Origin of the sequence: Dokdonia sp. MED134 (assembly GCF_000152925.2) — a bacterium.
Taxonomy (GTDB): domain Bacteria; phylum Bacteroidota; class Bacteroidia; order Flavobacteriales; family Flavobacteriaceae; genus Dokdonia.
In genome coordinates this window covers 675,453-699,344 of the sequence record NZ_CP009301.1, presented here as the reverse complement: position 1 = coordinate 699,344, position 23,892 = coordinate 675,453, and the positions used below count along the sequence as shown (strand labels likewise).

Sequence of the window (23,892 nt, the reverse complement as noted above, 5' to 3'; positions counted from 1 at the left end):
AAGATACTGGCTCAAAAGTTGTTATTTTGAGTATATGAAATACCTATTGCTCGCTATTATAACGTTGTCCGCTTTCGCGAAAGCGTATACCCAAGAAATATCTGCTCAAACCAAAACCATAGATTTTAAGGAAGTTACCGCTTCCTTATCGCTTGATTTTGATACGAAATCTGTTTTAGGAAAAGTGACTACAACCTTTACCGCATTACAAGATGTAAATCAAGTTGTGATGGATGGAAAGGCGATGCAGCTCGTAGATAAAACAACCACATTTGCCATAAGTGCAACAGATACTACCATAGTCTTTAATGGGACGTTTAAGGCTGGGGAGAGCTATAAAGCAACTTTTGACTACTCAGTGCAACCTACACAGGCAGCATATTTTGTAAATAACAACGGGAGTGAGCAGTTCTGGACGCAAGGTCAAGGTAAGTATACCTCACACTGGCTGCCTAGTATAGATGATATGAATGATAAAATCATATTTGATCTTAAAGTGACGGGACACAATAGGCATACAGTTATTGCAAATGGCGTAGCTGCAAAGACATTAAAGGATTATAACGTGCTAGTTTCAGAATTTGATATGGAAAAGCCTATAGCAAGCTATCTCGTGGCGCTTGTGGTGGGAAATTATGATGTAAAAACAGCTACGGCCTCGTCTGGTGTACCTTTAGAATATTACTATTATCCAGAAGACTCTTTGCAGGTAGAAGCTACTTATAGATACTCCAAGGAGGTTTTTGATTATTTAGAACGTAAAATAGGCGTGCCGTTTCCTTTTAAGGTGTATAAGCAAGTACCTGTAAAAGATTTCTTGTATGCAGGTATGGAGAATGCGAGTTGTACCATCTTTTCTGACGATTTTATGGTAGATGCAATAGGCTTTACAGATCGTAATTATGTAAACGTAAATGCACACGAGCTCGCACACCAGTGGTTTGGAGATCTTGTGACAGAGACTAAAAGTGAGCACCACTGGCTACAGGAGGGGTTTGCCACTTACTATGCACTTCTCGCCGAACGAGAGATCTTTGGAGATGACTATTTTTATTTTAAACTCTTTGAAACTGCAGAGCAGTTGCGAGTTTTAAGCGATCAAGGCAAAGGGCAAAAGCTTGTTGCTTCTGGAGGAAGTAGTCTTACCTATTATCAAAAAGGTGCTTGGGCAATACACATATTACGAGAGCGAGTAGGGGTAAACACCTTTGATCTCGCTGTGCAGAATTATCTTAAAAAGTATGCATATAAAAATGTAACTACAGAAGATTTTATGACAGAGGTTGAGGCGCTAGCTACGGTAGATCTCACAGACTTTAAGAAGAACTGGTTATACCAGTCTGCTTTTCAAGCAGAAGATGCCTTACAGTCGCTTAAAAAGAGCGAATTTATGCAACAGTACTTTAGATTACAGTCAGGTAGAGAAGCTCCGTTATCAAATAAGTTTACACAACTTATGGATGCTGTAGCCTCTGGTAACGACTACCTAGGGCAAGAGGCGGTATATCAAGCGGCTCAAGAATCTATAAACGCGACACTGCCTGTTTTTAAACAAGCTATAAGTTCTGATAACGTCTTTATACGTCAGGCTGTAGCTACATCGCTAGAAAATGTACCCAAATCACTTGCTACCGATTTTTATAAGTTGCTTAAAGATGATAGCTATGTCACGCGTGAGCAGGCAATGATTAAATTATGGGTGTACCACCAGCAGCGCAATGATCCTGCATCACAACGCAAGGTGCTTGATATAATGGATGGGCAGTTTGGATTTCAAGATGGGAACTTACGTACCTTATGGCTAGCATTATCACTGGCAACACCAGAGTATAAGCCGTCACAATCTTTTGGACGATATCAAGAACTCATAAGCTACACACAACCAGAACAAGCTTACCAGTTGCGGCAAAATGCCTTTAACTACCTGCGCCAGCTAGGCTCTTTTGAAAAGGAAAGCTTAAAATCACTTGTAGAGGCGAGTGTGCATCACGTATGGCGCTTTCGCGAAAGCGCAAGAAAACTACTCAAAGAGCAGATTAAAAATCCTAAAAATCTTTCCGTTGTAAAAGAACTTACCAGCTCTCTTACCGAAAAGGAAATAGCTTATCTCAAACGTATAGAAGTACTATAATTAAATTATCTCACGTACCTCTTGCTTTATAAATTGTAGGGCTGTCTCGCTAGGTGATACATTATCCATAAGGTCGCGCAGTAAGGTCTCTCGCAGTTGGTCGCTTGTTTCTACTTTATTACTCATATTGGTTTTACGTATGATGGCAGCGGTACTACTTTTTGAAGTGCGTACCACGTTCCAACATTCTTGAGTAACATAGATTTGTTGTGATAAGTTATGCTCAAACTCCTCATTAATGGTGCGTAATAACAAGGCTTCATAATCGTTAGGATCATCATTATACGGTTTTACTCGTGTAACTAGTTTGCCAGGAGAGATACGCTCTAAAAATAGTGTAAGACGCTCGTAGGCTTGTAGTTTTTGTGGTAGCGCGTTTGCCTGATTGTCCTTATGTAATAAAAAACGACGACGCCCTTCTTGTTCTTTTGTAAACTGGTTAAAGAAGTAGTAGGCTAGTAGCGCTACAACTATGGCTGGAAGAAGGTTAAAAGCAAGGTTTGTTAGGTCTTGAGTCATTGGTTGTATTGGGTTTAAAGCTGGTTATCTTTATAACTAGGGTATACTGTTTTTAGTATGTATAATGTATTGAGAGACGTTAATAACGCACGTCATCCATATCTATTTCTTTGGCTACTTCTTTTTTATTGTAGTTTCCACCTAGGTCTGGACACTTCATAAGTGCTTTTGTACTTTTAAAAGGAACAGCTACTTTATTGTAACCATAAACATCTGCTAGGGTTTGCGTTAGGTTTTTATCACCTAGGTTGATATCTACATCATCCATTGTGAGTTGGGCTGGGTGCTCATAACCACAGGCACGAGTAATCTCTAGTAATTCTTTTTTAAAGTTTTTAAAGTAGTAGTGTGTGCGCTCTGCTTTATCTTCTATGTTAATACCACGCTGCAGCCACTTGTTTTGTGTAGCAACGCCAGTAGGACAGGTGTTGTTGTGACATACCTTAGCTTGTATACAACCCACAGCAAGCATTGCCTCGCGTGCTACATTTATACAATCTACGCCCATAGCAAATGCCATTGCAGCCTTTGCTGGGAAGCCTAGCTTACCAGAACCTATAAAAACGACACGATCTGTGAGTTTATATTCTTTAAAGATTTTATAAATATCAGAAAAACCATATACCCAAGGCAGTGCTACGTGGTCTGCAAAACTAGGTGGTGCAGCTCCCGTACCACCTTCACCACCGTCTACAGTGATAAAGTCTGGCCCCTTGCCAGTGCTTGCCATAATTTGAGCAAGCTCTCTCCAGGCATCTAGTTTACCTATTGCAGCTTTAATACCTACAGGTAATCCAGTCTCTGCAGCGATATCTTCTACAAAATCTATTAGTTCTGGTACGTTTGAGAATGCTTTATGATTAGGAGGTGATAAAACGTCTTCCCCTTGTTTTACCCCGCGTATCTCTGCAATCTCTTTTGTAATTTTAGATCCTGGTAAAACCCCACCTTTTCCTGGCTTTGCCCCTTGAGAGAGTTTTACCTCTATGGCACGCACCTGCGGATTTTCTGAAACAAGTTTCTTCATTTTAGGCATCGAGAAACCACCTTCTTCACTTCTCACACCAAAATACCCTGTACCAAAGTGAAAAACAACATCACCGCCTTTTTTGTGGTATGGGGATAATCCACCCTCGCCAGTATTATGATATGCATAAGCCTTTGCACAACCTCGATTAAGAGACTCTATAGCTTTCGCCGAAAGGCTACCATAACTCATCGCACTTACATTAATTATTGAACTAGGTCTATAAGGACGTGCTCTTCTTCCTGCTCCCATTACTTTTGCACACGCTAGGAAGTATGGATCTTTTGCATTAGGATGATCCTTTTCAACCTTATAAGGCATCATCGCATTGTTTATAAAAATGTAATGAGACTGGTTAATATCACGGTCTGTACCGAAACCTTCGTAGTTATTTTCATTTTTTGCAGAGGCATAAATCCACCCGCGTTCTATACGGTTAAAGGGTAGTTCCTCGCGATTATTTGCCACAATATACTGGCGTAGCTCTGGACCTATACTTTCTAACATATATCTAAAGTGCCCTACTACTGGGAAGTTTTTTAAAATAATATGCTTCTTCTGTATAAAGGTGTCATAAATAGCTACAAGTAGTACAACGAGTATGAGCCACATCCACCAAGAAATAGCACCTAAGAATGATAAAATAGAATCCATTAACTATAATTTTTTTACTAAAATACGACTAGAAACAATTTGAATTGTAATTTTTAAGTCAACTTTGTTAAACACACATTGTAAATTGTGTCGTAATTTAAATCATATCGCTTGAAAAAGAATCGCATAACGCTCATAATTGGATTACTATTATTTGTACAAATGCTCGTTGTAAGACTGCTAGCTTTATATCCACAAGCTGTAGAGCAGTGGTACAGTAATGGGATATACCCTGTGATTTCAAAAGGTTTTAGATATGCTTTTGGATGGTTACCGTTTTCCTTTGGAGATATTATGTATGCGGTTTTAATCGTGCTTGCGGTACGTGAGATTGTAATCTTGGTAAGAAATAGATTTAAGACCATCAAGTCGTTCTTACTACGTACCCTTGCGATGCTTTCTATTGTATATTTTGCCTTTCACCTGCTTTGGGGGATGAATTATTACCGCTTACCACTACACAAATCCTTGTCTATAGACAATGAGTATACCACACAAGAGCTCGTGTCACTTACAGAAAAACTTCTTAATAATAGCAATAGATTACACACGGCACTTGCCGTAAATGATAGTGCGGTGGTTGATTACGCTTTCGCGAAAGCGGAAATATTTAATCAAACTCTCAACGGCTATGAAGCCTTACAACAGAAGTTTCCCTCGTTGCAGTATCCTCCCAAAAGTATAAAAAACTCATTATTGCGATATCCATTATCTGTTATGGGATATAGTGGTTATCTCAACCCCATCACAAATGAGGCGCAAATAAATGGAATGGTACCCGCTCACAGGTGGCCTGTTATATCTTGTCACGAGCAAGCCCACCAGCTAGGTTTTGCAAAAGAAAATGAAGCAAACTTTATGGCAGTTATGGCTACGCTTAATAATGAGGACATACATTTTCAATACTCGGGAAGTATTTTTGCACTTAGGTATTGTTTAAATGATGTGTACCGCCGAGATAAAGAGCTAGGCGATTTATTAAAAAGTAAGGTACATCCTGGTATACTTGCCCAATATCAAATGTCTAGAGATTTTTGGGATGAGATGGATAACCCGCTTGAGCCCTTATTTGATCTCTTTTATAGTAACTACCTTAAGGCAAATAACCAGCCGGGTGGTTTAGAAAGTTACAGTTATATGGTTGCATTACTGGTGAACTATGACAAGCAGTTTCCAGAGACTTTTTGATGTTAAAAGTCTCTTAAATATTTATTAAACCTTAACGCTTGCTTAACAAGGTAGTTATCTTTAAGAACTAAATAATTTACAATCTAAATATGTTCTTTAAAAAACTACTTGTCTTAGGGCTGGTAACTTGCTCATTTACAATGTATGCGCAAGATTACTTTCCGGCAAATGCTGGCGTTAAGTCCAAAAATGAAAACTACACGGTGTTTACAAACGCCACAATACACAGCACACCAACCGAAACTATTAAGAAAGGTACCCTAGTGGTACAAAATGGTAGAGTAGTCTCTGTAGGTAAGTCATCTAAGTACCCGGCAAATGCTGTTGTGGTAGACCTAGATGGTAAGCACATCTATCCATCTTTTGTAGATATCTATACAAATTTTGGTATTGCAAAGCCTAAGAGGGCTGGAGGTTCTGGTCGTGCTTCTCAATATGACAACTCGAGAGAGGGAGGATACTGGAATGATCATATTCTTTCAGAGCAAAATGGTTATGACGACTTTGAGTATGATAAAAAGAAGGCTACCGAATATATAAACGCAGGTTTTGGAGTAGTAGCAACCTTACAACACGATGGTATCGCTCGTGGTACGGGAGCACTTATTGCTCTTAACAATTATGGTAATACGGCAAACCGAGTAATGGAGGAGCGTCTTGCTCAATATTTTTCTTTTGACAAGAGCGTTACTTCTCGACAAGCATACCCTTCTTCAAAAATGGGAGCTACAGCCTTACTACGTCAAGTGCAACACGACCTAGACTGGTATGAGAAAGGAAATGTAGATACAAAGGATATGTCTCTTGAAGCGCTTACGCGAAATAAAACCTTACCGCAATTTTTTGAAGGTGATGGACTTTATGACGACTTACGTATAGATAAGCTAGGAGATCAATTTGGGATAGACTACGTAATAGTTGCAGGCGGAGACGAGTATAAGCGTATAGGTGAGGTACAGGCAATGAATCGTAAAATGATCTTGCCACTTAAATTTCCAGATGCCTATGATATGGAAGATCCATATGCTGCCGAATATGTAGCGCTGTCTGATATGAAGCACTGGAATCAAGCACCTACAAACCCTAAAGCGTTACAAGATGCTGGAGTGACATTTGCACTAACTACATTTAAGCATAAATCACCAAAGGATTTTAAAAAGCACCTTATGAAGGCGATTACGTATGGTCTTTCAAAAGAGCGTGCGCTAGAAGCACTTACTACGATACCAGCGCAAATGGTAGGTAAGAGCGGTGAGATAGGTGTTCTTAAAAATGGAGCGTGGGCAAACTTTATGATTACTTCTGGAGAGGTGTTTGAAAAAGACACAAAATTATTTGAGCACTGGATTCAGGGTAATAAAAATGTGGTTAAAGATATGACTACAGTAAACATAGATGGCAACTATGCAATTAACCTTAACGGTGCGACTTATAATCTAGAAGTAAAAAACTCAACCGAAAAGGCAAAAGCAACTTTGAAAAAAGGAGGAGAAGAAGTAAAGAGCGAGTTTGCTTATAAACAAGACTGGGCTACAGTTACTTTTAAAGAAGCCGAAGGTAAGTTTATAAGACTCGTTGCTAGAGCAGATGCAAATGGTCTTAATGGTAAAGCAATTCTTGCAGATGGAACAGAAAAAAACTTTACCTCTAGAAAGACAGCTTTAGAGGAGAGTGAGGGTAAGGACGATAAAAAAGGTGGTGAAAAAGCCCTAGATGTTATGCCGCTTACATATCCTAATATGGCTTTTGGTTATGAGACACGTCCTAAGCAACAAGATATTTTAATCACAAACGCAACAGTCTGGACAAATGAGGCAGAGGGTATTCTTAAAAATGCAGATGTCTTAATAAAAGATGGAAAAATAAGTGCAGTTGGAAAAAATCTATCAGCGCGAGGAGCGATGGTAGTAGATGGTACAGGTAAGCACGTTACTTCTGGTATTATAGATGAGCATTCACATATTGCTGCTTTTGCAATAAACGAGTCTGGTCATAACTCTACAGCAGAGGTACGTATGAGTGATGTGGTTAATCCAGATGATTCTGATATTTATCGTAACCTAGCTGGTGGAGTAACGGCCATCCAGTTACTACACGGGTCTGCAAACCCAATAGGTGGACAGAGCGCAGTGATGAAGCTTAAGTGGGGAGCACCTATAGATGAAATGGTAATTAAGGACAAGAAGTTTATCAAGTTTGCCTTAGGTGAAAACGTAAAACAAGCAAACTGGAATAGCTACTCAAGATTTCCTCAAACAAGGATGGGAGTAGAGCAGGTTTTTGTAGACTACTTTACAAGAGGTAAAGAATATGAAGCAAAGAAGAATAGTGGACAACCGTATCGTGTAGATGAGGAAATGGAAACTATAGTTGACATTCTTAATATGGAGCGTCTTATCTCTTGTCACTCATATGTACAGAGCGAGATTAATATGACAATGAAGGTGGCAGAGCAGTTTGGTTTTAATGTAAACACCTTTACACACATATTAGAAGGTTATAAAGTTGCAGATAAAATGGCAGAGCACGGCGTAGGAGGATCTACCTTCTCAGACTGGTGGGCTTATAAATATGAAGTAAATGATGCGATACCTTATAATGCCGCTATTATGCACAGAGCAGGAGTTACAGTAGCCATTAACTCAGATGATGGCGAGATGTCGAGACGTCTTAATCAAGAAGCTGCAAAAATCTATAAGTACGGTGGTATTGAAGAAGAGGACGCTTGGAAAATGGTCACATTAAATCCAGCAAAGCTTTTACATATGGATGATCGTGCAGGAAGTCTTAAACCTGGTAAGGATGGAGATGTCGTTATATGGTCAGATCACCCGCTTAGTATAAAAGCTAGAGCAGAGAAAACTATAATAGAAGGAAAAGTATTCTTTGATATAGAAAAGGATAAGGAACTACGCGCAACGGTACAAAAAGAAAAAGCACAACTTACTGCAATGATGCTTGCAGAAAAGAACAAAGGCTTAAAAACACAACCGGCAAGAAAGAAAGAAAAACAACGTATGCATTGTGATACAGAACAAACAATTTACTAAGATGAAAACACTACAACAATTACTAGTAGCCGTTGTTTTCCTTTTAGGAGCAACAGCAAATGCACAACAAACACCTGCACCAGCTCAAGCAACTGCTTATACAATAACGGGAGCAACAGCACACGTAGGTGATGGGAACGTAATAGATAATGCCACTATCGTATTTGAAAATGGTAAAATATCTACAATTCAAAGTGGTGGTGGCGCCACAAAGGGAACAGTGATAAATGCCACAGGTAAACACGTATACCCTGGTTTTATAGCAACAAACACAACGCTAGGCCTTGTAGAGGTAGGCGCAGTAAGACAATCTAATGATGATGATGAGATAGGAGAGATGATCCCACACGTACGTGGTATCATTGCTTATAATGCAGAGTCTAAGGTTGTAGAATCTATGCGCCCTAACGGCGTACTAATGGCACAAATTAGACCTGTTGGAGGGACTATCTCTGGAGCCTCTTCTGTAGTGCAGCTAGATGCTTGGAACTGGGAAGATGCAGCTTATAAAACAGATGAAGGTATCTTTATGGACTGGCCTCGTACAATGCGTCGCGGTAGATGGTGGCTAGGTGAGGAGCCTGGTTACAAGCCTAACAAGTCGTATAAAGAGGATATAAATAAGATTAAAGTGTTTTTTAACAACTCAAGAGCTTACAGTAAAGCTAAGGGAACTAAAAACTTACCTTTTGATGCGATGAAGAATATCTTTAACGGTACGCAAAAAGTATATATAAGTGCAAATGACCAAAAGCAAATTCTTGATGTGATAGCATTTGCCAAAGAGATGCAACTTACTAATGTAGTGCTTGTAGGAGGATATCAATCTTATAAAGTAGCAGAAGAACTAGCTAAGGCAAACATACCTGTGATACTACAACGTGTACAAGGACTACCATCTATGGAAGATCACGATTATGACCTTCCTTATAAATTACCAAAGTTACTTACAGATGCAGGTGTCACTGTAGCCTTAGGCTATGATGCAGAGTACTGGCAAGTGCGTAACCTGCCATTTTATGCAGGTCAAGTAACACAATTTGGGTTAAGCGATGAAGACGCGCTTAAAATGATTACTTTAAATCCTGCTAAGATTATGGGGATAGCTTCTACAACTGGTACGCTAGCGCCTGGTAAAGATGCGACACTTTTTATAAGTGATGGCAATGCGTTAGATATGAGAGGTAACAATCTATCTAGAGCCTTTATACAAGGTCGTGATATTAGTTTAGAATCACACCAGACTAAGCTTGCAAAGCGATATGCAGAGAAGTATGGTCAGAATGAATAATTAATTACTTTCACAATCCAACCAAAGAAAATGCCGGGCAATTGCTCGGCATTTTTTATTGTATTATATGATATGGCAACCTGTTCCAGAAATTCGGCTGGAGTAGCTGTCTACTTGGAGACCGTTTTCTTGATACAAGGCTACACTATTAGCTAGATATGAGTCTATATGCGCTTTCGCGAAAGCGAGACAAAACATACTAGGCCCGCTACCAGATATGCCAAAGGCAATGCATTGGTTCTCTTTAGAAATAGTGCGTATCTCATCAAAATGCGGAATCAATTGCTTGCGGTGGGGCTCTACAAGCACATCTTGTATACTCTCTGTAAAAAGTTCTTTATCCCATTCATATAGTGAAGCGACAAAACCGGCTAGATGTTGCGATTGCTTAATGGCATCTGCAAGAGGTACCGTTTTGGGTAAAATCTCCCTTGCTTCTTTGGTTTTTATAGTAATATGCGGGTGTAGTATACCTACGTATACCGTTTCCATAGGTGGGAGCGCTATAACTTTAAGAGGGTAGTAGCCGGTAACTAGCGTTGTGCCTCCATAAATACAAGGAGCCACATTATCTGCGTGTTCATTACCACTTGCAAGTGCTTCACCCTTCATAGCATAGCGAGTAAGCTCAAGATTAGATAATGGCTCATCAAGTAATTGATTAATGCCGTAAACGGCCCCAGCCGCGCTTGCACTGCTGCTGCCTATACCAGAACCACATCGTATTTTTTTATGAATTTCGATAACTACGCCAAAATCTGCTTGTATGGCTTCTAGCATTGCATTACCTGCCACGCCGGCAACATTATTATGCGCCTCCATAGGTAAATCGTCACCCGTAATTTTTGTGATAGTAACGCCTTTACCGGTAGTTTTTTTAAACACCATCTCATCACCTATGCCCTCAAGGGCAAAACCTAGCGAATCAAAACCGCAGTTTACGTTTGCAACAGTTGCGGGGCAAAAAATACGTACCTCATCACGAGTTTCAGCACTTTCTTTATGAGTTTGTTGAGACATATTAAATTATCTAAGTCTTATGATATCGCTGAAGAGTCCGCTGGCAGTAACATCTCCTCCTGCACCTGCACCTTTTACAATAAGCGGTTGCTCTGGATAACGTGCTGTGTAAAATAAAACAATATTATCAGACCCTTCAAGGTTGTAAAACGGACTGTCTGCACCCACAGACTGTAAGCCTACGCTTGCTTTACCATTATCTAGCTGGGCTACATACTTAAGGCGTTTGCCTGCTGCTGTAGCATCGGCAACTAGTTTTTCAAAGTGTGCTGCGTCTTCTTTAAGTGTTTCAAAGAAGTGAGGAACGTCTGTGCTTTCTAGATTGTTTTTGGTTAAGAAAGGTGTGTTTACAATATCTTCTAGCTCTAGCTCAAGACCGCTTTCTCTAGCTAGTATAAGAATTTTACGTGCCACATCTACACCGCTTAAATCTATACGTGGGTCTGGCTCTGTATATCCTTCTTCTTTGGCTTGTTGTACCACATCATAAAAGCTGCCACCACTTTTAAAGTTGTTAAAAACAAAGTTTAAGCTTCCCGAGAGTACGGCCTGCACCTTAGTAATTCTATCACCAGAGGCAATAAGGTTTTGCAAGGTGTCTATTATAGGCAGTCCTGCGCCCACATTAGTCTCAAACTTAAATGGAGCGTTGTACTTGCGGCTAAGTCTTTTGAGATTTGCATAATACTCTTGCTTACCTGCGGCGGCTATTTTGTTACAAGCAACCACGGCAATGCTATTTCTTAAGTATTCCTCATATGCCATTGCCACAGGTTCATTTGCGGTGATGTCTACAAAAACTGAGTTGCGCTGGTTGAGGTTTATTACGCTTTCGCGAAAGCGTAAAATATCTGCTTTTTCTCCTCCATCTAGTTGTGCCTCCCAGTTATTGAGATCTATAGGGTCTTGCGATACAAGCATCTTGCGACTGTTAGAAAGTCCTAGTACTCTTATGTTGAGGTTGAGGTGCTCTTTAAGGTATTGCTTTTGATTGTTAATTTGCTCAAGAAGCTTTGCACCTACGTTACCTACACCTGTTACAAATAGGTTTATTTGCTTACGGTTACCTTCAAAGAATACTTCGTGCAAGCTATTTAAGGCTTTTTTTACATCTTTCTCGGCAATCACGGCAGAGATGTTTTTCTCACTTGCTCCTTGTGCAATGGCGCGTATATTTACGTTGTTTCTACCTAGGGTAGAAAACATCTTTCCTGAGATGCCTTGATGACTTTTCATAGATTCACCTACAAGCGCTATAATGGCTAGAGACGTCTCAACAATTACCGGGTCAATTTTATGCAACGATAGTTCGTAAGCAAACTCTGTTTCTATCGCTGTTTTTGCACGTAAGGCATCTGCCTCCATCACACCTATACAGATACTGTGCTCACTGGAAGCTTGAGTAATGAGTATGATATTAACTTGCTGTTGCGATAGTACTTCAAACAGACGTTTTGAGATACCAGATATACCTACCATACCTGCTCCCTCAAGGGTTAATAAAGCCACATCACTTATATGTGATATTCCTTTAATAGGGTTGGGGTGTGCGATGTCTTGATTACCTATACGTGTACCGGGCTCTTCTGGAGCCATTGTGTTTTTAATATAGATAGGTATGTTTTTACTCAATACGGGTACAATAGTAGGAGGGTAGAGTACTTTTGCCCCAAAATGCGATAACTCCATAGCCTCGTGGTACGAGATTTCTTGTATGGGTTTTGCCTGTTTTACCAGCTTTGGATTTGCCGAAAACATACCGCTTACATCTGTCCAGATTTCTAGTTGCTCTACATCTAGGGCTGCTGCTATAATTGCTGCTGTAAAGTCTGATCCTCCACGACCTAGTGTACTTGTATCACCTGCCTCTGTACGTGCGATAAATCCGCCTAGAACAGTGATTTTTGCTTTCTTTTCAGCAAAATATGTGGTGATGTTTTGGTTTGTAATCTCATAAAGAACCCCGGCCTTTGTGTGGTTTGCATCTGTTATAATAAGTTCTCTACTATCTTTAAGACTTGCATCTATACTTTTATGCTCAAATGCAGCGGCTATGATGTAGCTACTTGTAAGTTCGCCATAAGCGGCTAGTTTATCTAAGGTTTTTGGAGAGAGTTCATTTATAAGATAGATACCTTTGAGTAAGTCCTCTAGGTGCGACATTTGTAAAGTAATCTCGTTGAGAACTTTTTGGTCACCACCAGTAAGCGTTTCAGTAAATGACAAATGCTTTTGAGAGATTTCTTTAAAAATATCTTTATAGCTCTCTTCTTTTTTTGCTGCTAGTGCTCCAGCCTTTAGTAACAAATCTGTTACACCACCTAGGGCAGACACGACTACGGCTACAGGACTTTGAGCTGCCTGGTTTGCCACGATGGCAATTGTTTTTTCTATGTTTTCTACACTTCCTACAGAAGTGCCTCCAAATTTTAATACACGCATATACAAATGCTTTGTCATTTTTACCTGAGTAAAAACTAATGAATAAATCTAATTTGTGTGTGTGAAGAGTGTCCCGCGACTACGGAAACTAAATGAACGATATATATACAGAATACCCCATAGGGGTAATTGTACCTATAGTAATAGAGGTAGTATAAAAAGTAGTTATGTTTTGTGCTTCGATCATCTTGTCTATGATGAAGTAAATGTATTACTTTTACCTAAACAGGCAATGCAGAGAATTTAGTTTTACGGATATCATAAATAACCATAAACAATCCTTGCTTTATTGTAAATGTGATAATTTCTAAAGGATTTTTACAACTATTTAGTGATAGATTAAGCATCTTGTCATTGTTTCAATAATAGACTTATTAATATTAATGATTGTGAGTAAAGAAACTCACTAACACCTATACTTATGAAGATTTTTAGTCCTAAGCAAATATATGAAGCAGATAACGCAACGATAGAGAAGGAGGGAATTCCTTCTTATAACCTAATGGAACGTGCAGGCGGTTATGTATATGAGTGGATGCATAAACGATTGCAAGGACAGCCAGTACCTATAAAAGTATTTTGTGGTATAGGAAATAACGGTGGTGATGCCTTAGTTATAGCAAGGTTACTACTTAAAAATGGCTATAACGTAGATACGTACATAGTAGATTGTAACGATAAGCGATCTACAGATTTTTTAAAGGCATATGAAGCTCTCAAAAATGAAGTAAAAAAATGGCCTGAGATAATTAAGGGAGTAGAAAACTTTCCAGAGATAAGTCCGCAAGATATCGTGGTAGATGGAATTTTTGGAATAGGACTTAATAGATGTCCAGAAGATTGGGTAAAAGCACTCTTTGTAAAGATTAATGAGTCTAAAGCCTACACATTATCTATAGATATACCTTCAGGAATGTATGCAGACAGAGGCTTAGAGAAGGATGATATTGTTGTACACTCCACCTTTGTATTGAGTTTTATGTCTCCTAAGCTTGCTTTCTTTTTACCAGAAACAGGGAAGTATATAAATATGTGGGATACTATTGATATCGGTCTGGACCCTGAGTATCTAGCAACCACACCTACAGATGTACAGCTCATAAGCAAACCCGAAATACAGCAAATGTATAAAGGTCGCTCACAGTATACTCATAAAGGGATGTTTGGGCATAGTTTAATTATAGGAGGAAGCTTTGGTAAAATGGGAGCAGTACAGCTTGCCAGTAAGGCTGCACTAAGAGCTGGAAGTGGCCTTGTAACTGCCTATGTACCACAAATAGGGGTACCTATCTTACAAACAGCATTGCCAGAAGTAATGGTTGAAACCGATAACTTTAATGGGAAAGTTTTTGAAGAGATAGACTTTCAGACAGAGGCAAATGCTATTGCTATAGGCCCAGGTATGGGAACAGATGAGAAAACTGTTGCCGCGATGGAGTCGTTCTTAAAATCTCAAAAAGCACCACTAGTTATTGATGCAGATGCTATAAACATAATAGCAAAGCGACCTGCACTTATGAAGCAAGTACCTGCATTATCTATACTCACGCCTCATCCAGGAGAATTAGAGAGGCTAGTAGGGAAGTGGGATGACGACTTTGATAAGCTAGAGAAAACAGCAAAGTTTGCAAAAAATCATAATGTTATCATAGTTATAAAAGGCGCACATACTATTACAGTGTATGATATGCAGCTTTATATTAACACAACGGGTAATCCAGGTCTATCTACAGCGGGAACTGGAGATGTGCTTACAGGAGTCATTACTGGACATCTAGCACAAGGATACCACCCTATGGAGGCAGCGATGATGGGAGTATACTTTCACGGTCTAGCAGCAGATGTTGCCGTAAATCAATACGGCATAGAAGGACTTATAGCAGGTGATGTAACAGAATTTTTGGGAAGAGCAGTAATGAGTCTTTTTGAAAAACCAGAACAAGAAGGAGCACAGGCACCACCGCAATAGTAGGATATACATCATAAAATAATAAAAGGGATAGCGCACTAGCGCTATCCCTTTTATTATTAAAAGCATACCTACTTTATATTACTCAACAGTAACAGGAAAAGTAACTTGAATATCTGTTTCACCACCAGCAGCACTTAACGTTCCATCGTTAGGCTTTGTAGGCTCGTGACGTAGGGTAACTGTAAGTGTACCTGTACCAGCAGTTGCTCCAGTAGTAAGTGTTATTACAGTACCAAGCGGGTTGTTATCACTATCAAAGTTACCGTATGCAATCGCTGCATCTACTCCAGAGCTCGGTGTATAAAATACTTGGTGCTCATCTGCCTCTTCTTCTACCTCTTCGGTAATATCCTCTGCTGGGCTTTCTGTTTCGTTAAGAAACTCTACAGTACCGTTGTAAACAGTACTTACATCTAAGTTGCCAGAGACTGTAATTGTAGGTGCGTTAGGACCATCTCCATCAAGATCTTGTGATGTAAGAACGATCGTTTCTGCGCCAGACTGTAGTGTAAGATTTAAGGTTGTTATTACCTCTTCTTCGTTGATTATTTCTGGAATATCTCCATCATCATCACTAGAACAAGCTGCAAGGCTAATGGAAGTAAGGGCGATAAGTGTGTAATTTTTAAAGTTTTTCATTGTTTGTGTGTTATTACGCTTTCGCGAAAGCGTGATTTTAATAATTAATTTTAAGTTGTAATAAAACATTTCTACCTAGATCGTCTGCAAAATAGCGCTGGCGATTTAAGTACTCCCTGTAAGAGGTGTCAAATAGATTGTTTACCATAAGACCTACATTAAGATTGCTCTTGTCATTTATTGCAAAATCAATAGAGCTTCTAAAGTTGAGAAGATGATACGCATCGGGAGGTGTGCTTATATCTACTATCTCTGTTGTGTTAGTCTCAGGTAGAAAAACGTCAAAGTTTGTGTCTGGAAATTCATTTTGACGAAATACATAGTTACTCTCAAGTGACAGCTTTAAGTTATTTACAGACGGCATTGTATACGTAACACTGTTACGCGTACTCGCCGAAGGCACATTAATTAAAGCATTATCAAAGGTTACATCCTTTCCTTTTACCAGTGAAAACTGGTTAGAAAATTCAAAACGATCTGTTACTTGAACGTTGTTATCTATGTCAAAACCTAACAGTCTAGCTTGTGTCTGTCTATACTCCCATACTGGAAAACTACCTCTTAACGTTTGCTGTACGCCTGTAGGCTCTATAAGGATAAAATCCTCTATAAAGTTTGCAAACGGAGCAATAGTAAAACTCCAAGTGTCTGTAGATCTTGTAAAATTTAATGAAATTTTATTTGCGACTTCTTGATTAAAACTTAGGTCACCTAGCTCTAGACGGGCAGCACTCTGGTGTAATCCATCAGAAAATAATTCTGACACATTAGGCGAGCGCGATGCTAGTGCGTAGTTTAAGGAAACCGTAGTCGCATCATTTACCTCATACGAGGCTCCTGCTGTTGCTGAGAAATTATGATATTCAAATTCTGGTTTTACAAATATTTGATTTTCAAATTCTTCAACTACAAATTGAGCAAAGTTTACATCATATTCCCTGGCTTCCCAGAGGCTAGTGATGTAAAACTTTTCTGCATTGATGCGGTTGTAATCATATCTTGCACCTGCCTCTATAGTCCACTTTCCAAAGTCTTTAGACCCTAATGCATAAATACCAAAGTCATAACCTTGGTAATCTGGTATTAGTCTTCTTACTCCGGTAACGGGGTCGGGAAAGTGATCTTGGTACCTTCCAGAAATACCCACCTTTGCGGTAATGGTATTATCTGCCGTGTAATCAAAATCTATTTTTCCTCCTATAGTTTCAAGTTGTAGATCAATAGATGGTCTCAAGTCATCGCTGTCGCGACGTATATCAAACTCTAGTCTGTTATTGCGCTGGTAATCTACCTGAGCACTTAACTTCCCAAAGTTATCAAAGCGATAAAATGACTTTAGTTTTGCAATTTGATGTTGTACCTCCTGTCTTGGAGCATTAATATCATACGTAAATGGCTCCACTACAAAGGGCTCTTGGCTGTTTATAGCAACCGAGAGATCTGCAGCATTACCTACGTGCGATGAGCGTAAAATACCAGATTCTTTGTCAAAAATCGAGTAGCTAGCCTCTACACCATAACGATATTTATTAACTCCTATACGTACAGAAAGGTCTCTCTCATACAGAGCTGTGTTACTTAGTACATAATCTGGCGCTTCAAAATCCCCAAAGCGTTTTAAAGTTCCATTTATGCCGCCATACCAGCCGTTATTATATGATTTTATCAAAGAAGTAGTCAGAGAACCTCCACGACCATTGGTCGCACCGGTAATAATTGTTCGTCCAAAAAGGGTATCCTTTACAGGTACCTGCTCTGGCTCTATGATAATGGTGCCTCCTATAGCATCACCACCATATTGCAATCCTGCCGCTCCTTTAATAACTGTGACTTCACCAGCTGCATTTACATCTATATTAGGTGCGTGTTCTACACCCCATTCTTGATCTTGCAATCTCGTACCCTCTGTAATAAGTACTACTCTACTAGAGTGTAGACCTTGTATTACAGGTTTTACAACAGAGTTACCCGTGTTTAAAGAGGTAACACCACTTAGGTTTTTAAGCGCATCACCTAGTGATGCTGCGCTATTATTTTCTAAGAGGTTGTGGTCTACCACACTCTCTGTCGCTGTACGGCTTTTACTTTTATGAGCGTGTGCAACAATCTCTACATCGCCTAGAGACTCTAGGTGATGCTCCATATTAATAGTACGAGTTGTATTACCGCTTACAGTTACTTTTACAAGCTGTGTCTCACACGCAGGATGAGATACCTGTAGTGTATACTGGTCCTCACAAAGATCTGTAATCACATATTTTCCTTGAGCATCTGTTGTCACAGATCGCTCAGAACCTACTATAATAATGGTTGCTTCTTCAAGCACTTCATTATCGTGTAAATCTATAATGTATCCAGATAAAGTGTACGAGCACTCTTGTGCTGTAGCTGTAATGCTCAGCAAGGCAATGCTAAGCCATAAATAAAATTTCATAAAAATTGTTTTGCTAATTATTGAATGTTATTCAATGCTTAACAAAACGGTGGTCCGCGGTCTGAAGATGTTATGACTGTGGTTGTATATGACGTACTTAACTGTGCATCATTACTTTTTTTAATTAAAATTGTAGTTGTTTGGTACGCTTTCGCGAAAGCGTAAACTCCTTCCTTTACAATATGAAGATCTCCTAGATCACAATCTAGCTTCTTCTCGTGTACGTGAGTTTTATTACCAAATGAACAGGTATCGTAATGTGTGTGGTTTTCTGTACTGTGTATGAAAGAGACAAGCGCAGGTAATAGAAAGGCAAGCATTATAAGAAATGCAGCTGCGCGTTGTAAATTATGTGGTCTCTGTTTTTTCAAAATCTATTTTGTAAATATAAAGCCTAATCCCATTCTAGAAACCATTTTTATGGCAAATGCCTTAAAGAATGTGTACTGACCGAATAACCAACCAAATATCACTAATAACACTTGATATATTGGGAAAATTAACAAGATTCTAACAGGCCAATAAATCCACCCACTAGTGAGATTTTTATCTAAGCCTATAATTTCCATTAAAGGGTTAGATAACCTACCTGCTGTTGAGCCAGTTACGGCAAAGGCAAGAAAAATTGCAATAAGCTCCCATCTATAACTAACGCCCCATCTGTCATATAATTTTGTAAATAACCACAGGGTAAATTTAATGATAAGGTAGGTGAGTAGGAGTGTACCGAGCGAGAGAAGCACTAGATAGGTAATAGAAGTTGCTTCTAAAAATTTTGAAATAATAGCTTTCGAAAGTAAGAAAGCCGATATGAAACTGGCAATTAATCCCAGTATAACGTGAATAAATTGCCAGTTTTTTGTGATTTCCCAGCGCGATTTGAATTTTTCCATAGCGCTGCAAAAATACGATTATCGTAGTTTCTGGTTGTTACGTTGTTGAAAATATTCAAACCAGTTATATAACAAGTAGTTTACTTCATAACCGTAGTCTATACCACGCTGGTAATCTATTTGTTGTATGTAAAGGTTAGGGTCATACTGCGTTGTATTTACTACGCGATTATTATATTCATTTACAAAAATTACATTTCTATTCTCAAGCCAGAACTGCTCATAATAACCTCTAGGGGGTTGTGTGACTAGCCACTGATTAAATCCAGGTTCTATAATTATAATCTCGTATTCAAGACTATCATTTGCGATGCGTACCGTGTCAGACATAGCCTCTGAGCTATTTGTAATGTCTTGTTTTTTTGAGGTGCTGGCGCATCCTATAATGACCGCTGTGAGTAGTAGTGTGTAACATAGTTTTTTCATAATACTAAAGTTAATGGTTTTACAAATAATTTCTGTAGCAATTAATAAGGTATTAACGATAGCTTGATAATTGTACATTGTAAATTTAGAATGCGGCATTCATTAATAGTATCACCATTGAGTGAACGTAGCCTTACACTTAGGGAACAAAAAAAAGGATGCCTACGTAGGCATCCTTTTACTATCTTAAATGGTGTAATAATCTTATTTTCCAAAAAGACCACCTAGTAGGCCTCCTATACCACCTTTTTCTTTATTACTTCCTAATACCATACCAGCTACATCGTCAAGGATGCTACCGTCCCCGTCTGAGTCTAGTAGTGTTGTAATAAGGCTTTGGTTTTCTTGTGGTTGCCCTCCTAGCATACTTCCTAAAAGTGCATTCATACCACTACCATCGCTTACATTATTTTGCTGTGTTTGTTTTCCTAACACACCCATAAGTACTGGAGCAGCAACTTTAAGAATTTGTGCGATAGAACCAGCATCTACACCCGTTTTACTACTTAGTGCGTTTTCTACTTGTGGCTGGTTACCACCTAGTAAGTGTCCTAAAATACCTGCACCATCTTGTAATACGTCATCACTAGGTCCTCCATTACCCATAAGGTCTCCTAGTTGGTCAAGAATACCACCACTATGTTTTCCACTTAAAGCTCCCATTAATCCAGCAGCACCTTCTGGAGTTTGTACATTTTTTTTCATTGCACCCATAAGTACTGGCAAAGCCATACTTAATACGTTTGCAGTATCTCCTTCAGATTGTCCAGCTTTTGCGCTAGCTCCTTGGATGAGCGTTTTTCCTATTGGTCCATTAAGTAGATCTAGTAATCCTGACATATTATTTTAGTTTTAATTGTGAGTTTTCAATTTACGAATTAATTTAAGCGGTTTGACAAACAGCCATAAAAAAACCATCCAAAAGGATGGTTTGCTTGTTTTTATCGATAAAAAGCAAATTAATTCAATTTAGAAATCAAATGTTTGATGTCGTTGCATTATTTTAAAATACTCATAATCTGTTCTGCTAGCTCTGTACCTATGCGATCTTGAGCTCCACCAGTTGCCGCCCCTATGTGTGGTGTAAGGCTTACTTTAGGATTCATAAGTACTTGTACGGCTGGAGTAGGTTCGTTCTCAAAAACGTCAAGACCTGCAAATGATAATTTACCACTGTCTAAAGCTGCGATAAGAGCTACTTCATCAATAACTCCACCACGAGCTGCATTTACAATTGCTGCACCATCTTTCATAAGCTCAAACTCTGGTTTACCTATTACGTAGTCCTTTTGTGCAGGTACGTGAAGGGTCACAAAATCTGCAGATTTTAATAACTCTTCTTTAGATATAGATTGTATTGTAAAAGAAACCGACTGTCCATCAAAGAATGGGACTTCAACAGTAGCCTCTTCTGTAAATGGGTCGTGAAAGATTACTTTCATCCCTACACCAAGAGCAATTTTTGCAGTTTCTTGACCTATACGTCCAAAACCGATAACACCAAGTGTTTTACCACGTAGCTCGGTTCCTTTCGCGTAAGCTTTCTTTAAACCTTTAAATTTTGTATCACCATCTAGAGGCATATTTCGGTTTGAGTCAAACAGAAAACGTACACCATTGTAAAGGTGAGCAAAAACAAGCTCTGCAACAGATGCCGAAGAAGCTGCTGGTGTATTAATCACGTGAAGTCCTTTATCACGTGCATATTGTACATCAATGTTATCCATACCTACCCCACCACGGCCTATAACTTTTATAGATGGGCAAGCGTCTATTAACTCTTTACGCACTGTGGTTGCACTACGCACAAGTATAACATCTATCTCATTTGTGTTAATATAGTTCTCAAGTTGATCTTGAGCTACGTTTGTAGTAATTACTTCAAAGCCTCCTGCTGTAAGCGCGTCAACTCCTGTTTGTGATATTCCGTCGTTTGCTAATACTTTCATAGTATATAGTGTTGTATGCGTTTTTTTTTAATTATGCTTTTCTTTCTAGCTCGCTCATCACGTCTACTAGTACACCTACACTGTCCATAGAGAGTGCGTTATACATAGATGCTCTGTAGCCTCCTACACTTCTGTGTCCATTAAGACCGTTTATACCGGCTTCTTTCCACATTGTATCAAAGGCATCTTTAAGATCACCATCTGTAAGTGAGAATGTAGCGTTCATTGTAGATCTATCTTCTTTGGCAGCAAACCCTTTAAATAATGGGTTAAGCTCAATCTCACTATAGAGTAAGGTTGCTTTGCGATCATTAATTTCTTCAATAGCTTTTACACCTCCTAGGTTTTTAAGCCATCTCATTGTAAGCATAGAGACATATACTGCATAGACTGCAGGTGTGTTAAACATACTTCCTTTGCTTATATGCGTTTCATAATTGAGCATAGAAGGTATTTGACGTGTCACTTTACCTAAGATATCCTCGCGTATAACAACAAGTGTAGTACCTGCTGGTCCCATATTTTTTTGAGCACCTGCGTAGATAAGATCAAATTGTCCAAAATCTATTTCTCTAGAGAAGATGTCACTACTCATATCACATATAAGAGGACAATCTACTTCAGGAAAATCCTTTATCTGTGTTCCGAAGATGGTATTGTTACTTGTAAGGTGTAAATAATCTAGTCCTTCTGGAATTGAGTAACCTTTAGGTATGTAATTAAAGTTTGCCTCTTTACTAGATGCAACCTCTACAATCTCCCCAAAAAGCTTAGCTTCCTTTATTGCTTTATCACTCCAAGTACCGGTATTTATATAACCAGCCTTAGATTGCAATAAGTTATATGCAGTCATTAAGAATTGTGTGCTCGCACCTCCCTGTAAGAAGAGCGCTTTATATCCTTTACCTTCTAGGCCTAGTAGCTCTAGGGCCAGTTGCCTAGCCTCATCCATTACATCTACAAAGTCTTTACTTCTGTGAGAAATCTCCAGTATGGATAAACCAGAATCGTTAAAATCTAATATGGCTTGTGATGCTTCTTTAAAAACATCTTGAGGTAAAATACAAGGTCCTGCGCTAAAGTTGTGCTTCTTCATTTTATGCTAATTTTGAAATGCAAAGATGCTCAAAACCCCATAGAATATTATAGATAAAATGATAAAATTATGGCAAAATCGATGCTAAAAATGCAATAGTATCAACTCCATCAGCATAATCTTGAAGATTCGGTTTTTGAGTCTTTCCAAATGGTATAAGTGATGTAAAACCTTGTAGATTTTTATCATCACCTACAATGCACTGTATTTTATCTGCATCTTGAGAAAGTTTTAAATCAAGAGATTCTTTTGACTCATATTTTTCATAAAATAACGTAGCAATAGGAGAGCCGTAACTTTCATCTTCCTTAAGCATTAAAAACCCATTTTCTAGTAGCTCAAAAAGACTCATAAGGTATACAGCCTTATTATAGTCATAGTTATTTGCATACTTTGCGTCGTTCATCACATCGCTCCACGAGTAGATAGCTTTAAAAAATGCATCAAAATTATATCCTTCTGGCACTAGTAATTTAGATACATTGCGACAGCCTAGACCGTAGTATCTAAATATATCTTCACCTAGCGCTTTAAGTTGCTCTTCACTCTCATCACCCGTAAGTATGGCAACAGAGTTTCTGTTTTTTCTTATAATGTTAGGCTTCTTACCAAAGTAATATTCAAAATATCTTGCCGTATTATCACTTCCCGTTGCAATCACAGCATCGTGTGCAGGCAGTTTTTCTTCTGTAAATGAGATACGACCTTTAAAGTCTGGTGCTACATATTCCAGATATTTGGCTAGGTAGGGTAGTAGGTGCTTATCGTTTGAAGACTGTTTTATTGCAACTTTTTGATCTGCAATAAGTACACATAAAAAGTCGTGAAAACCTACTAACGGTATATTACCTGCCATTATGATAGCAACGGTTTTTTGGGATTGCGCTTTCGCGAAAGCGTCATTATAACCGCTCATCCACTCGCTAAGTTTTTCTTCGGTAAGGAGTGCTGCCCATCCCTCAAGTGCAAAAAGAATATTTTCTTGCGTAAACCACCCGTTGTTTTCTCGCGCGAGTTTAAACTGATGTTTCATTCCGTCAAAAAATAGGTCATTGTGTGCAACTCCCTCTTTTTGAGCAATATTAGTGCGTGAGAACTGACTCAAGAAAGTCCCGAGTTTACTAAAAGCGTTAATTCTTTGTTGAAGCGTCATAGTGTTTT

General features: G+C 38.9%; 18 protein-coding genes. 5 read left to right on the top strand and 13 right to left on the bottom strand.

Features of this window, described 5'->3' with window-relative positions; genetic code table 11:
• The first annotated feature begins 34 nt into the window (after window positions 1–34).
• The gene (locus MED134_RS03060; protein ID WP_021778834.1) at window positions 35–2,131 is read left to right on the top strand and encodes a M1 family metallopeptidase; all 2,097 of its coding nucleotides are present in this window, start codon (window positions 35–37) and stop codon (window positions 2,129–2,131) included.
• On the opposite strand, the gene MED134_RS03055 is transcribed toward MED134_RS03060, so the two are convergent.
• Window positions 2,132–2,650: a hypothetical protein gene (locus MED134_RS03055; protein WP_021778835.1), complete on the bottom strand. Its 519-nt coding sequence runs from the start codon at window positions 2,648–2,650 to the stop codon at window positions 2,132–2,134.
• A 79-nt stretch (window positions 2,651–2,729) separates the two neighbouring features.
• Window positions 2,730–4,331, bottom strand: a complete 1,602-nt coding sequence (locus MED134_RS03050) for an FMN-binding glutamate synthase family protein (protein WP_021778836.1) — start codon at window positions 4,329–4,331, stop codon at window positions 2,730–2,732.
• Window positions 4,332–4,442: 111 nt separating this feature from the next.
• Here MED134_RS03050 and MED134_RS03045 point away from each other — a divergent pair, with 111 nt between their 5' ends.
• From MED134_RS03045 to MED134_RS03035, 3 genes are all read left to right on the top strand, one after another.
• Complete coding sequence (locus tag MED134_RS03045; protein WP_038596972.1) at window positions 4,443–5,519, top strand: DUF3810 domain-containing protein; 1,077 nt, start codon at window positions 4,443–4,445, stop codon at window positions 5,517–5,519.
• Window positions 5,520–5,608: 89 nt separating this feature from the next.
• Window positions 5,609–8,569 (top strand): amidohydrolase family protein, encoded by a 2,961-nt coding sequence (locus MED134_RS03040; RefSeq protein WP_021778838.1) that lies wholly within the window; start codon window positions 5,609–5,611, stop codon window positions 8,567–8,569.
• 1 nt (window position 8,570) lies between these two features.
• Window positions 8,571–9,860 carry an amidohydrolase family protein gene (locus MED134_RS03035; RefSeq protein WP_021778839.1) on the top strand — a complete coding sequence of 430 codons (1,290 nt, stop codon included), beginning with the start codon at window positions 8,571–8,573 and terminating at the stop codon, window positions 9,858–9,860.
• 63 nt (window positions 9,861–9,923) lie between these two features.
• On the opposite strand, the gene MED134_RS03030 is transcribed toward MED134_RS03035, so the two are convergent.
• Window positions 9,924–10,880: a homoserine kinase gene (locus MED134_RS03030; protein WP_021778840.1), complete on the bottom strand. Its 957-nt coding sequence runs from the start codon at window positions 10,878–10,880 to the stop codon at window positions 9,924–9,926.
• A gap of 6 nt (window positions 10,881–10,886) precedes the next feature.
• The gene (thrA, locus tag MED134_RS03025) at window positions 10,887–13,322 is read right to left on the bottom strand and encodes a bifunctional aspartate kinase/homoserine dehydrogenase I (RefSeq protein WP_021778841.1); all 2,436 of its coding nucleotides are present in this window, start codon (window positions 13,320–13,322) and stop codon (window positions 10,887–10,889) included.
• A gap of 421 nt (window positions 13,323–13,743) precedes the next feature.
• Here thrA and MED134_RS03020 point away from each other — a divergent pair, with 421 nt between their 5' ends.
• The gene (locus MED134_RS03020; RefSeq protein WP_021778842.1) at window positions 13,744–15,291 is read left to right on the top strand and encodes a bifunctional ADP-dependent NAD(P)H-hydrate dehydratase/NAD(P)H-hydrate epimerase; all 1,548 of its coding nucleotides are present in this window, start codon (window positions 13,744–13,746) and stop codon (window positions 15,289–15,291) included.
• Between the two features lie 81 nt (window positions 15,292–15,372).
• Here the strand turns inward: MED134_RS03020 and MED134_RS03015 are convergent, their stop codons facing one another.
• The 9 genes from MED134_RS03015 to MED134_RS02975 all read right to left on the bottom strand — a co-directional run bounded on the left by MED134_RS03015 (window position 15,373) and on the right by MED134_RS02975 (window position 23,884).
• Window positions 15,373–15,933 carry a hypothetical protein gene (locus tag MED134_RS03015; protein ID WP_038600843.1) on the bottom strand — a complete coding sequence of 187 codons (561 nt, stop codon included), beginning with the start codon at window positions 15,931–15,933 and terminating at the stop codon, window positions 15,373–15,375.
• A gap of 37 nt (window positions 15,934–15,970) precedes the next feature.
• Window positions 15,971–18,367 (bottom strand): TonB-dependent receptor, encoded by a 2,397-nt coding sequence (locus MED134_RS03010; RefSeq protein ID WP_021778844.1) that lies wholly within the window; start codon window positions 18,365–18,367, stop codon window positions 15,971–15,973.
• A gap of 38 nt (window positions 18,368–18,405) precedes the next feature.
• Window positions 18,406–18,738: a hypothetical protein gene (locus MED134_RS03005; protein WP_021778845.1), complete on the bottom strand. Its 333-nt coding sequence runs from the start codon at window positions 18,736–18,738 to the stop codon at window positions 18,406–18,408.
• Window positions 18,739–18,741: 3 nt separating this feature from the next.
• A complete protein-coding gene (locus MED134_RS03000) occupies window positions 18,742–19,260 on the bottom strand; it encodes a DUF6787 family protein (protein ID WP_021778846.1) in 519 nt (172 codons plus the stop codon).
• A gap of 18 nt (window positions 19,261–19,278) precedes the next feature.
• Window positions 19,279–19,686, bottom strand: coding sequence for a DUF6146 family protein (locus MED134_RS02995; RefSeq protein ID WP_038596968.1), 408 nt, complete (start codon window positions 19,684–19,686; stop codon window positions 19,279–19,281).
• A 204-nt stretch (window positions 19,687–19,890) separates the two neighbouring features.
• Window positions 19,891–20,526: a DUF937 domain-containing protein gene (locus MED134_RS02990; RefSeq protein WP_021778848.1), complete on the bottom strand. Its 636-nt coding sequence runs from the start codon at window positions 20,524–20,526 to the stop codon at window positions 19,891–19,893.
• Window positions 20,527–20,684: 158 nt separating this feature from the next.
• On the bottom strand, window positions 20,685–21,635 hold the full coding sequence (locus tag MED134_RS02985) for a D-2-hydroxyacid dehydrogenase (protein WP_021778849.1): 951 nt from the start codon (window positions 21,633–21,635) through the stop codon (window positions 20,685–20,687).
• 31 nt (window positions 21,636–21,666) lie between these two features.
• The gene (serC, locus tag MED134_RS02980) at window positions 21,667–22,731 is read right to left on the bottom strand and encodes a 3-phosphoserine/phosphohydroxythreonine transaminase (RefSeq protein WP_021778850.1); all 1,065 of its coding nucleotides are present in this window, start codon (window positions 22,729–22,731) and stop codon (window positions 21,667–21,669) included.
• A 67-nt stretch (window positions 22,732–22,798) separates the two neighbouring features.
• Window positions 22,799–23,884: an acyl-CoA reductase gene (locus MED134_RS02975; protein WP_021778851.1), complete on the bottom strand. Its 1,086-nt coding sequence runs from the start codon at window positions 23,882–23,884 to the stop codon at window positions 22,799–22,801.
• Window positions 23,885–23,892 lie beyond the last annotated feature (8 nt).